Source organism: Dickeya parazeae Ech586 (assembly GCF_000025065.1).
GTDB classification, from domain to species: Bacteria; Pseudomonadota; Gammaproteobacteria; order Enterobacterales; family Enterobacteriaceae; genus Dickeya; species Dickeya zeae.
The window spans coordinates 2,632,676-2,645,101 of sequence record NC_013592.1 but is presented as its reverse complement, the minus strand read 5'-3'; the positions used below and the strand labels follow the sequence as shown (position 1 = coordinate 2,645,101).

At 52.3% G+C, this 12,426-nt stretch carries 10 protein-coding genes; 4 read left to right on the top strand and 6 right to left on the bottom strand.

Annotation, left to right across the window (positions count from 1 at the left end; translation table 11 throughout):
- Nucleotides 1-62: 62 nt before the first annotated feature.
- Nucleotides 63-731, top strand: a complete 669-nt coding sequence (folE, locus tag DD586_RS11570) for a GTP cyclohydrolase I FolE (protein WP_012885004.1) — start codon at nt 63-65, stop codon at nt 729-731.
- Nucleotides 732-843: 112 nt separating this feature from the next.
- Complete coding sequence (gene yeiB, locus DD586_RS11565; RefSeq protein ID WP_041164442.1) at nt 844-2,028, top strand: DUF418 domain-containing protein YeiB; 1,185 nt, start codon at nt 844-846, stop codon at nt 2,026-2,028.
- Here the strand turns inward: yeiB and sanA are convergent, their stop codons facing one another.
- Complete coding sequence (gene sanA / locus DD586_RS11560) at nt 2,029-2,787, bottom strand: outer membrane permeability protein SanA (RefSeq protein ID WP_012885002.1); 759 nt, start codon at nt 2,785-2,787, stop codon at nt 2,029-2,031.
- A 187-nt stretch (nt 2,788-2,974) separates the two neighbouring features.
- Nucleotides 2,975-4,378 carry a 30S ribosomal protein S12 methylthiotransferase RimO gene (gene rimO, locus DD586_RS11555; protein ID WP_012885001.1) on the bottom strand — a complete coding sequence of 468 codons (1,404 nt, stop codon included), beginning with the start codon at nt 4,376-4,378 and terminating at the stop codon, nt 2,975-2,977.
- A 268-nt stretch (nt 4,379-4,646) separates the two neighbouring features.
- On the opposite strand from rimO, the gene DD586_RS11550 reads away from it, so the two are divergent.
- Complete coding sequence (locus DD586_RS11550) at nt 4,647-5,774, top strand: PQQ-dependent sugar dehydrogenase (protein ID WP_012885000.1); 1,128 nt, start codon at nt 4,647-4,649, stop codon at nt 5,772-5,774.
- A 75-nt stretch (nt 5,775-5,849) separates the two neighbouring features.
- Here DD586_RS11550 and DD586_RS11545 read toward each other — a convergent pair whose 3' ends face one another.
- Complete coding sequence (locus DD586_RS11545; protein WP_012884999.1) at nt 5,850-6,467, bottom strand: glutathione S-transferase family protein; 618 nt, start codon at nt 6,465-6,467, stop codon at nt 5,850-5,852.
- Nucleotides 6,468-6,774: 307 nt separating this feature from the next.
- Nucleotides 6,775-7,593: an alpha/beta fold hydrolase gene (locus DD586_RS11540; RefSeq protein WP_012884998.1), complete on the bottom strand. Its 819-nt coding sequence runs from the start codon at nt 7,591-7,593 to the stop codon at nt 6,775-6,777.
- 520 nt (nt 7,594-8,113) lie between these two features.
- On the opposite strand from DD586_RS11540, the gene DD586_RS11535 reads away from it, so the two are divergent.
- Nucleotides 8,114-9,322 carry a serine hydrolase gene (locus DD586_RS11535; protein ID WP_012884997.1) on the top strand — a complete coding sequence of 403 codons (1,209 nt, stop codon included), beginning with the start codon at nt 8,114-8,116 and terminating at the stop codon, nt 9,320-9,322.
- 51 nt (nt 9,323-9,373) lie between these two features.
- Here the strand turns inward: DD586_RS11535 and deoR are convergent, their stop codons facing one another.
- Together deoR and DD586_RS11525 are read right to left on the bottom strand one after the other, a co-directional pair.
- Complete coding sequence (gene deoR / locus DD586_RS11530) at nt 9,374-10,144, bottom strand: DNA-binding transcriptional repressor DeoR (protein WP_012884996.1); 771 nt, start codon at nt 10,142-10,144, stop codon at nt 9,374-9,376.
- Between the two features lie 530 nt (nt 10,145-10,674).
- Entirely contained in the window at nt 10,675-12,363 is a 1,689-nt protein-coding gene (locus tag DD586_RS11525; protein WP_012884995.1) for an aspartate:alanine antiporter, read from the bottom strand.
- Nucleotides 12,364-12,426: the final 63 nt, after the last annotated feature.

Genomic DNA, 12,426 nt, shown 5'->3' with positions numbered 1-12,426 from the left:
AGAGTTGTGGCCGACGTTGGCTCTGGGCAACGTTAGAGTGAGAACACCTGCTGGAGAAAAACATGTCGGCTGTATTAACAAAAGAAGCGGCCCTGGTTCACGAAGCGTTACTGGCACGTGGACTGGAAACCCCTCTGCGCGGCGAAATGCTGGAGCGTGAAACCCGTAAGCGCCTGATTGCTGAGCACATGACGGAAATCATGAACCTGCTGAACCTCGATCTGGAGGATGATAGTCTGGCTGAGACCCCTCACCGCATCGCCAAAATGTATGTGGAAGAGATCTTTTCCGGACTGGATTATGCCAATTTTCCGAAGATCACTATCATCGAAAATAAGATGAAAGTTGATGAAATGGTGACGGTACGTGACATCACGCTGACCAGCACATGCGAGCACCATTTTGTGACTATCGATGGCAAAGCCACTGTGGCATACATCCCGAAAGACGGTGTGATTGGGCTGTCTAAGATAAACCGGATCGTACAGTTTTTCTCCCAGCGTCCGCAGGTTCAGGAACGTTTGACGCAGCAAATTCTGGTCGCGTTGCAGACGCTGCTTGGCACGAATAATGTGGCGGTATCGATTGACGCGGTACATTATTGCGTTAAAGCACGCGGAATTCGTGATGCCACCAGTGCCACTACGACAACCTCGTTGGGTGGTCTGTTTAAATCCAGTCAGAATACCCGTCAGGAATTTCTGCGCGCTGTGCGCCACCATCATAATTGATCGGCATTGCCGATGTTTTTCTGGCGGTTAATCGCCATCGCCAGAAAAGCATGGGCATTTGTTGTCCCAGTCACTACAATTCGCGGACACGTCCCGGTATTTGCTGAAAACCATGTCACCAACGCCGCCTTCCTCATCTCGTATTCCTATGCTGGACTTCGCCCGTGGGTTGGCGATGCTTGGCATTCTATTGATGAATATTGTGTCATTCGGTTTGCCGCATGCCGCCTATCTCAACCCGGCGTGGCAGGGGCCGCCTTCTGCGGCTGATGCCTGGGCGTGGGCGTTGATGGACATGGTGGCGCAGGGAAAATTTCTCACGGTATTTGCCCTGTTATTTGGTGCTGGATTGCAACTGCTACTAAGACGCGGTAAGCGCTGGATTCATGCCAGACTGTTTTGGCTGATGGTTTTCGGCCTGCTGCATGCGATTTTCCTGTGGGATGGCGACATTCTGCTGGATTATGGCCTGATTGGGCTGGTGTGTTACGGCATGCTGCGTCATGCCGACAGTACCCGCATGCTGTTGCGTACCGGAGTGGTGCTGTACCTGATGGGGCTGGCGATGCTGGTGGTCTTGAGTCAGGTGCTGAGTCAGGATGGTGGCAGTTTCTGGCAACCCGGACTTGCCGAGGTGAATTATGAAGCCTGGTGGTTAACGCAGGGCGGGCCGGAGGCCTGGCGAAATCGCTTGTCATTATTGAACGAAAGCCTGTTGTCGCTGGGGGTTCAGTATGGCTGGTTGCTGGCTGGATCGATGTTGCTGGGTGCCTCGTTGATGCGTAGCGGTTGGTTGCGAGGCCAGTTTAGCCTGCGACATTATCGGCGCGTTGCACTGTGGTTGCTGCCGTTGGCGCTGTTGATTAATGGCGCAGGCGTTATCGCCCAGTGGCAACTGCAGTGGGACTATCGCTGGTGCGGTCTGTTGCTACAAATTCCGCGAGAGACTGGCGCGCCGCTACAGGCGGTTGGCTATCTGGCGTTGTGCTACGGATATTGGCCGACGTTGACGAACTGGCGGCTTACCCGTTGGATAGCCAGCGTCGGGCGTATGGCGCTCAGTAGCTATTTGCTGCAAACCCTGATTTGTACCACGCTGTTCAACCGCCTGGGCGGGTTCATGCAATTTGATCGCTGGCAGTTACTGCTGGTTGTGCCGCCAGTCTGGTTGTGCAATCTTCTGGTCGCGCGCCTTTGGTTGGGCGCGTTCCGACAAGGGCCGATTGAGTGGTTATGGCACTGGCTGACGGCTAAAGTCGCCGGTCCGGTTTCAGCGCAGTCAGCCAATGAGTCATGACTAGCGGGACGGAGGTGCCGCTGGCTTCTGGCGTAGCGGCGGCTCTACTACTCTGGGCTCCTGATCGGTCATGAATTCTGGCGGCACCGCCGGGTAGCTGGGTTCGTCATGCGAAATTTTGTATTCGGACGGAATCGGAACTTGTGGCCCCAGGAAGCGGGGTTCACGTTTTAGAATATACAAATCAAACAACGTGCCAAGCCGGGCACCAAATTCCCGTAATCGTACCTGCCAGATATCCTTAGGCGAGGGGACCGCAAAACATTGCGCCTGAATCCCCTTGTGCAGCGCGATAAATAGCGCGCGCTCGCAATGGAAGCGCTGAGTAATAATCGTGAAATCGTTGGTATCGAATACCTTGCGGGTCCTGACGATAGAGTCCAGCGTCCTAAACCCGGCATAATCCAGCACGATGCTGGCGGGCGGGACCCCGGCCGCGATCAGGTCGCGCCGCATGGTCATCGGTTCGTTATAGCTTTGCTGGGCATTGTCGCCGCTCAGTAGCAAGTAACTGACTTTGCCGCTGTTAAAAGCATTGAGCGCACCCTGAATACGAAACAGGTAATACTGGTTGATAACACCAGCGCGATAGTACTTAGCGGTACCCAAGACCACCCCAACCTGACGCGGCGGCAAATCCTCCACGTCCTCGTAGATGTAAGGGGCTGTGCGCCAGCTGATACAGCGATCAAGCAGAAAAGCACTGCAGGCTAACACCAAAATGGTGGCGAAAAGACCGAATATCAGGCGTTTCCACATGCTGCTGCCTTCGTCCGTATGGAGTAGAGAGTCATTATGGCGTCGGTAATCATCAGGCAAGGCTACTTGAGGTACTGAAACGACGCAAGGCGAACTGTCTGGAAGCGGCAAGTGACGCTGTTTTTTTGAGCATAATCAAGGCGGGATGAATCACTGGCCGAGTGATCATCGGCCAGTGTCGTGACGATCAGACCAGTGAACCCCACAGGTCGTATTCATCGGCATGCTCAATTTTGACCGTCACCAGATCGCCCACCTTGACCCGGTTTTCACCGTTCAGATAGACCGCTCCGTCGATCTCCGGCGCATCTGCCATGCTGCGACCGATAGCGCCTTCTTCATCGACCTCATCGATCAACACTTTCAATTCCCGGCCGACTTTGGCCAGCAGACGTTGGCTGGAAATCTGCTGCTGTACCTGCATGAAACGATGGTAACGGTCTTCTTTCACGTCTTCCGGTACCTGATCCGGCAGATCGTTCGCGGCGGCACCCTCAACCGGGCTATACCGGAAACAGCCCACGCGATCCAACTGTGCTTCTTGCAGGAAGTCCAACAGCATCTGGAAGTCCTCTTCCGTTTCACCGGGGAAGCCAACGATAAACGTTGAACGCAAGGTGAGATCCGGGCAGATCTCGCGCCAGCGTTTGATGCGCTCCAGCGTTCGCTCTACCGCGCCGGGGCGCTTCATCAGCTTGAGGATTTTCGGGCTGGCGTGCTGCAGCGGGATATCCAGATACGGCAACACTTTGCCCGCTGCCATTAGTGGGATCACATCATCCACGTGCGGATAGGGATACACATAATGCAGGCGGACCCACAGCCCCAGCGTCGATAATTGCTCACACAGACTGACCATACTGGTTTTCACCGGCTGACCGTTCCAGAATCCGGTGCGGTGTTTGACGTCAGCGCCGTAGGCAGAGGTGTCTTGCGAGATGACCAGCAGTTCTTTCACACCGGCTTCTGCCAGCCGTTTGGCTTCATCCAGCACCGAACCGATAGGGCGGCTATCCAAATCGCCACGCATCGACGGGATAATACAGAAGGTGCAACGATGATCGCAGCCTTCGGAAATTTTCAGGTAAGCGTAGTGGCGTGGCGTCAGTTTGACACCCTGAGCCGGTATCAGACTGGTAAACGGGTCATGTTCTGGTTTGGGAACATAATGATGCACGTGGCTGAGCACCTGCTCGTAGCTATGCGGGCCGGTGATTTCCAATACTTTGGGGTGCACCTCGCGGATCTGATTCTCTTTCGCGCCCAGACAGCCGGTCACGATGACCTTGCCGTTTTCATTGAGCGCTTCGCCAATGGCTTCCAGCGACTCCTGTACTGCGCTATCGATGAAGCCACAGGTATTGACGATAACCAGATCGGCATCGTTGTAGCTCGGCACCACCTGATACCCTTCGGTACGCAGCTCGGTCAGAATTCGCTCCGAATCCACCAGATTTTTCGGGCAACCGAGGCTGACAAAGCCAATTTTGCGTGACAGATCTTTGCTGACGTCAGCGGATTGATCGTTTAGCGCTTTTTGCGGTGCCGACAGTGTGGTGGTTTGTGAAGGATCGAAAGTGTTAACAGTCATAGCGTCTCATACATCGGGTTGGGGCGGAAAAATGCGGCGGATTATACCTGAATCGCCGTCAGGAAACAGTCCTGTGTGATTATAAAACAATCAGTGCACGGGGGGGCCCAGTCGTGGGGGCGATGATGGGCAGGATGCAAATTTGAGTAAATTCTGCCTGATGGCTGAGGCCTGCATGCTATTAATTTACCGTCTGCTAATTTTACCGTCCGCATCGTTTTTCATGTGGCTAGCGTCTTGCCACCACCAATAACAGGGAGAACCAGGCATGTCGTTTCCCCGCTTTCATTTTTTTACCTTGCCGGTATTGGCGGCGAGCTGGCTGTTTTCTGCGGGGCTGTTTGCCGCGCCGACCGTCGCCGTGTTGCAGGCGAATCTTGATCATCCCTGGTCGCTGGCATTTTTGCCGGACGATCAAGGGCTGTTGCTGACGGAGCGTTCAGGTCAGTTGCGGCGCTGGCATGCCGGTAAGGGGCTTTCTGCACCAATAGGCGGTGTTCCGGCTGTGTTTGCTCATTCGCAAGGTGGTTTGCTGGATGTGGTGTTGTCGCCGAATTTTCGTCAGGATCGTCGGGTCTACCTGAGTTATGCCGAAGCCGGGCCGGAGGGGCTGGCCGGAACTGCAGTAGGGTTTGGCGTGCTGTCAGATGATATGCAGCGGTTGAATCATTTTACGGTGATCTTCAGGCAACTGCCGAAACGCTCGACCGGTGCCCATTTTGGCGGGCGAATGGTATTCGATAAACAAGGACATTTGTTTATCGCACTCGGTGAAAACCAGCAACGGATGCTGGCCCAGGATTTGGGAAGCCTGCAAGGTAAACTGGTACGCCTTACGCCGGATGGGGGTGTTCCCATCGATAATCCTTTCGTGAATCACACGGGTGCCCGGCCGGAAATCTGGGCCTACGGATTGCGAAATCCACAAGGGCTGGCGCTGAATCCGTGGTCTGGCGATGTGTGGGAAAGTGAACACGGCCCGCGTGGCGGCGATGAGATCAATATCCCCCAACCGGGAGAGAATGACGGTTGGCCACTGGCGACCTATGGTATCGACTACTCCGGGCAAAAGATTCCGGAGTTTCAGGGTGCGGAAGTGGCTGGCACGACCCAACCTGTCTATTACTGGAAAGTCTCGCCTGCTATCAGCGGGATGGCATTTTATAACAGCAGTCGTTTTCCTGCCTGGCGCCACTCGCTATTTATCGGTGCACTGGCGGGGACCAGCCTGATTCGTTTATCGCTGGAAGGCGACCGTATTGTCTCGCAAGAACGTCTACTGACGGAACTGGGGGAACGTATCCGTGACGTGCGGGTAGGGCCAGACGGCTATCTCTATGTGCTGACCGATCAGGATAATGGCAAGTTGCTAAAGGTGGGGCTGTCAGATTCGTGACCGCTGGTGAGAATGTGCGCCCGGTGTGGGGCGCACGGCAAGCGATGACGTTGGGTGAGATGTTAAGAAAAGAGGTTACGTTAACGGTAGCATGACGGTCTGGCGGAAGGCTTCCCGCTCAGTCAGTTGCTGATACCAGCGCTCCAGATGGGGCCGAGGCTGGCGTTCAATCGGCAGATTGAACCAGCTATACGCGATGCACCCGGTCGGGATGTCGCCGATGCCGAACTCTTCGCCGGAAAGCCAGCGCTGTGTCGCCAGTACGCTATCAGCAATAGCAAATAACTTTTCACAACCGGCGATACCGGCTTCGACAGCTTGCCTGTTGCTTTTTTCCGGCGCAGTACGCACCAGGTTGATAAATACCTGTTTGTAGGGCTCGGAGAACCCTGCTGCCCAGTCCAGCCATTTGTCGATGCCAGCCTGAGTTTTCGCATTGGCATGATAAAAACGCCCCTGGCCGTACTGTGCCGCCAGATAACGCACGATGGCGTGCGACTCCCACAGCACCAAATCGTCGTCCTGCAGGCAGGGTACCAGCCCGTTAGGATTCATGGCCAGATAATCCGGGTCATGGTTGCGACCGAATTGCCCGCCTGCCAGAACCAGCTCATAGGCCAGTCCAAGTTCTGCCGCGCACCAGCGTGCTTTTTTCACATTGGTCGAGTTTTCACGACCCCAGATTTTCAACATGGCACTACTCCTTTGAGTTGATTTTTGGCGCAATAAAGCAGGTGGTGGGATGGCACACGCTGCTCATACCAATGTCAGACTGTTGCCACTATATCCACAGCAAGGGTTTGATGTCACCGATTGTTCTAAGGTCTGTGGTTCTAAGGTCGGTGGTTCTAAAGCAGTGGTGCTAACGTCAGGCGATGGGGGGAACAGGCGCTAAAAATGCAGGAATATCAGCGATAGGAGCGATAAGTTAGTACTGTTTGATAATCAGCTCAGTGATTAGGCTGCTGGCAGTTATCCAGCAGCCTGACGGCGATAACGATTATGCGAAAAACGAGATTATTTTCTCTGCAACTTGTTTTGCCGCTTTCCTGTTTTCAAGGTCGAGGAAGTGGCCCGCTTCGGGAATGGTACTGAATTCACAGCTATGAATGTACTGTCCCATTTTTTTGATATCGTCAGCGGTAGTGTACTCGTCATTTTCGCCATTCAAGAAAAGTATATCAGCGTTAATATCCTTGAATATTTCGATATAATTCTCTTCTTTCAGTGTGAGCACTTGATCTATATGGAAGTTAACCTGTTGAAAGGCGAATTCACTCATCGAAGAGATGTGTTTTAAATTAATGTGCTTTAATAAAGGTGGTAAAAATTTACCTACTTCATTATTGAGTAACTCCGCCGCTCTTTCGAATTCTTTTGAGTGAATATAATACCTGGCGCGTTGGATATAATCGCGCATTTTATCGTTAAGATGTGCCGAAAATGATGCGATCACGGCCTTCTTGATATGCTTGGGTTTGTTTGACAAAGCCAACATCGAAGACAGCCCGCCCCATGATATCGACAGTATGTGGTCTGGTTCAAAGGTATCGATGAGGTGGAGCAGGATGTTGACCTCATCGTTTTTGGTTATGACTCTGTCCAGCGTGTTGTGCGGCAATGATTCACCAATAAACGGTAAATCAAAAAGAATGATATTAAACCTGCCAGACAGATTCTTGACGGTGTTTTTGAACGCTGCCGTTGTCGATAGTGCTCCGTTAACCATAATGATGGTTTCATGTGCAGGATCGGAAATATGCCTTTCAACATATATTTTCCATGAGTCATATGTGACAATGCATTTTTCTATTGACATGATAAAGTCCCTTTTGTTTGCCCGACAGGGCATGGCGCTATCGTTAGATTGTTTTTCGTCGTGAAATTTAACCGAATTAATAACGCTCCCGCTTAAAAAAGCCGAAGAAATCTTCCTTCCATCGTTTTTGTTAATATATTGACATGATTAATTTAACACATTATTTGGGATGAGATAAATGCCAGTTAATTTATTTGCACTATTAAACTTTCGAAGTGGAAATAACAGAATGAAAATGTTGGCCTAAGTAGTATGCGAAGACTATTTTATAAAAAATTTTAATCATTTCGATAGATATGCGGGACGACTGAGTCATCGGTGGTGTAATCAAGGGGTTTTTCCCCTTTTTGCAGTGGCTGTGACTGAGCCTGTCGACAGATTCCGCTGATTTTTTCTTTTTCTTTGATGAACTTTACAGTGTGGTCGGTTTTATTCTCAGATATGTCAGGCTACCTTGTACCCGTTAGGCCCAGTAAACTGTTTGATACTCCTCATTTTTAACAATTTATGGACAGCGCGCATGAAGATAGTGACACCTCGCATTTCCTGGCGACGCATCGTTGCCGCCGCTACCGGGATATTGATGGCGGTTTCGCCGGTACTTCAGGCCGAGCAGATGCCGCCTCCGCCACAAATTGACGCCAAAGCGTTTATCCTGATCGATTACGGCAGCGGCCGGGTGCTGGCCGAGTCGAATGCAGACACCAGACTCGATCCCGCCAGCTTGACCAAGATCATGTCGAGTTACGTGATTGGTCAGGCCATCAAAGTGGGTAAGATCACGCCAGAAGATAAAGTGACGGTTGGAAAAGACGCCTGGGCTGGCGGCAATCCGACGTTACGTGGGTCGTCACTGATGTTTCTTAAACCGGGCGATCAGATTTCGGTGTCCGATCTTAATAAAGGGATAGTGATTCAGTCAGGTAATGATGCCAGCATCGCACTGGCGGATTATGTCGCCGGGAGCCAGAATGCGTTTGTTAGTCTGATGAACCAGTACGCGGCGACGCTGGGGCTGACGAACACCCATTTTCTGACGGTACATGGTCTGGATACACCAGGACAATACAGTACGGCCCGTGACATGGCGCGTCTGACACAGGCGTTGATTCGCGATGTACCGAGCGAATACGCATTACACAGCGAGAAAGAGTTCACCTTCAATAATATCCGCCAGCCAAACCGTAACCGTTTGTTGTGGAGCAGCAACTTGCGTGTCGATGGGGTGAAAACCGGCTATACCGATGGGGCGGGTCATAGTCTGGTGGCTTCGGCTGTCGATGGTGACATGCGGCTCATTTCGGTGGTATTGGGTGCGCCTTCCGACACGATACGTTTCCGGGAAAGTGAAAAATTACTGACCTGGGGGTTCCGTTTCTTCGAAACCGCGACGCTGATACGCAGCGATACCCCATTTACGACCCAACGGGTATGGCTTGGCAGCGAAAAACAGGTCAGATTAGGGGTAGCGCAGGATGCCGCGATGACGGTGCTGAAAGGGCAGGCGAAGAACCTGAAAGCCAGCTTTACGTTGGCGCAACGGCAGTTGCAAGCGCCGCTGAAAAAAGGGCAGGTTGTCGGCACGATTGATTTCCAACTCGATGGCAACAGCATCGGCCAACGCCCACTGGTGGTGATGGATGATATACCGCAAGCAGGCTTTTTTGGCCGGTTGTGGGATTCCGTGTTGATGACGCTGTCCGGCTGGTTTGGCGGATTATTTGGCTGACAGGAATAAGGCGCTGCAGTAGGGCTTAAAACGCCGACTGCAGCGAGGGGGCTAAGGGGTCAATAACTCAATGTTGTTGGCTTTGAGGTAGTGGAGGGCGTCACTATCCGGCACGCGGTTAGTGATAATCGTATCAAAGAGCGTCAGCGCACCAATACGGGCGGGTTTACGTTTGCCGAACTTGCTGCTGTCCGCTGCCAGAATGACCCGTTGAGACAGCGCCATGGCGCGATGCTTTATCGCCAGCTCGGCGAAGCTAAAGCAGGTGGCTCCGGCTTGTGTGTCAATGCCGCCTGCTGAAATAAAGGCCTTGGTTGGACAGATCTGATCCAACTCGTGCTGGTGCCCCAGCGGGGTAAAAATAGCATTATCGGGATGAAACTCCCCGCCGCACAAAATCACCCGACCATTCGGTTTGTCCTGCAATGCCATAAACGTATTGAGCGAATAACAAATCGCGGTAAACGGCAGGTCGTCTGGAATGGCGGCAATAATAAACGGGATGGTCGTGCCACAGTCGAAGAAAATCGTATCGTTGGGTTCGATGCAGGCAGCCGCCAGTTCACCCACGATGTTCTTTTCTACCACGTGTTTGGTCTGCTGGTCGGAGACAAAATAGCTGGTAGCACCGTTGTTTTTCGGGTCACAAACGACATAGCCACCCAGCAACACAACGGACGCATCGGGGCGTGCGTTCAGGTCACGCCGGACCGTCATTTCAGAGACGCCGAGCAGTTGTGCCGCATCCTTCAGGTGCAGTTTATCGGCCTTTTTTAAAGCCTGAGCCAGTTTGTTGAGCCTTGCTGCGCGACGCGTTTCCATGTTTTCCTCAATAAGACCGGTCAAACGCGTTCCAATGCAGGATCACCCCACACTGTGCCATCTTTTATGGCTACACCTGAATCAGGATAAAAATGGGGTAAAAGGAAATGCACCGGGAATGGTTAACCGCAGGCAATGTGTGCTGATTGCTCAGCAGACGGAGCATTAATATAACCTTCATGAAATACAAGGCGCAAATCTATCGTGCAAATGTTATAACGCGGCGGCGCTTATTAGGCTGGCTTATTAACGTAACGCTCTGTTGTTTACAGCGGGTGCGAAGGTAAAAGGATAAGACAGGAAGCATCAGGGCTGCGTATGTGACGTAAGGTGTAGAAGGACTCTTGGGCCACACATAACGGGGCATACCTAAAAGAAAATGCCCGTCGTTCTTGAACCTAACCGGCGTGAACGACGGGCTCCTCAATTCAGGGATATCAAAGAAAAGCAGTGGCATTAACTCAGACTTTACCCCTGGAAAAAAGTTCTGCGTAATTTGAAAAAAAATTGACGTTGCTTTACAAAATCACTCAGCCGGGCAATTGCGGCCAGATAACCACAATCAACGAACCGGCCAGGGTCAGCAGTACGTTGGCGATGGCATAGGTTCCGGCATAGCCCAACGCCGGGATATTACTGCGGGCGGTATCGCTGATAATTTCCATGGCCGGTGCACAGGTGCGCGCGCCCATGATGGCACCGAATAACAATGCCCGATTCATGCGCAGCACATAGGCACCAAACAGGAAACAGACCACTACCGGCAGCAGGCTGACAATCAACCCGGACAGCACCATCTGGATGCCGACATCGCCAAAGCTGTGATTGATGGTGCTGCCCGCGCTGAGTCCTACCCCAGCCATGAACACCATCAGCCCAAACTCTTTCACCATATTCAATGCGCCCTGAGGGATATAACCGAACGTCGGATGGTTGGCGCGTAAAAAACCGAGCATGATGCCGGAAAACAGTAAACCGGCGGCGTTACCGATGCCGAAAGAAAAATTGCGGAACTGGAAGGTAATCAACCCGACCATAATACCGATGATGAAAAAGGCGCAAAATGCCAGCAGGTCGGTGACCTGACTGTGGATAGAAATAAAGCCAATGCGATCCGCAATGCTTTTTACCCGGCGAGCGTCGCCGCTGACTTGCAGGACATCGCCTTTGTTCAGCACCACGCCGTCATCGATTGGCATTTCGATTTGGCTGCGGACGATGCGGTTGAGGAAGCAGCCGTGATCGGTCAGTTTTAACTGGCTTAGGCGCTTACCCACGGCGTTGTGGTTTTTCACCACAATCTCCTCGGTCACGATCCGCATATCCAGCAGCTCGCGCTCGAACACTTCTTTGCCGTCGCGGAAGTTGGGGTTCAGGCGGGCGTGCGCGTCGGGATATCCCACCAGTGCGATTTCATCCCCTAATTGCAGTACTGCGTCGCCGTCCGGCGTTGCCAGAATGCCATTGCGCCGGATACGTTCGATATAACATCCCGTCTGGCGATAAATGCCCAGCTCACGCAGGTTTTTACCATCGGCCCAGGCCACCAGTTCAGGGCCAACCCGATAGGCACGAATGATCGGCAGATAAATTTTGCGCTGGCTGTCGGTGTCCAGCCCGCGTTCACGGGCAATTTGCTGGGCACTGGTCGGCAAATCCTGATGCTGCAATTTAGGCAGATAACGTGCGCCGAATATCAGGCTGACCAGACCAATCAGATAGGTCAAGGCGTAACCGAGGCTCAACTGCTCTTGCGTTATCGACAGCTGTGGCCCAAGGCTAATGGTGTTACGCAGCGCATCGCCAGCCCCCACCAGCACGGGGGTTGAGGTCATGGCACCGGCCAGCATACCGGCGGTCAGGCCGATTCCCCAACCGAATACCTTACCCAGCACCAGTGCTATCAGCAATGCACTACTGACCATCACCATCGCCAGCATCAGGTAATTTTTACCATCCCGGAAAAAAATCGAGAAAAAGTTGGGACCGGCTTCAACACCGACGCAAAAGATAAACAGCATAAAACCGAGGTTCAGCGCCTCGGTATTTATAGCGAAATGTTGTTGTCCCAGTAACAGCGACACCACCAGAACGCCAATAGAATTGCCGAGTTGAACCGAGCCGAGCCGCAATTTCCCCAGACAAAGACCTAAACAGAGAACGACGAATAACAGCAGAATGTAATTCCCGTTTAACAAATCAGCGACGTTTATATTCATGGAATGTAACTTGTTGTTTACTGGTAAATTATTGATATAAAAAATAATTTAGACTAAATTTAC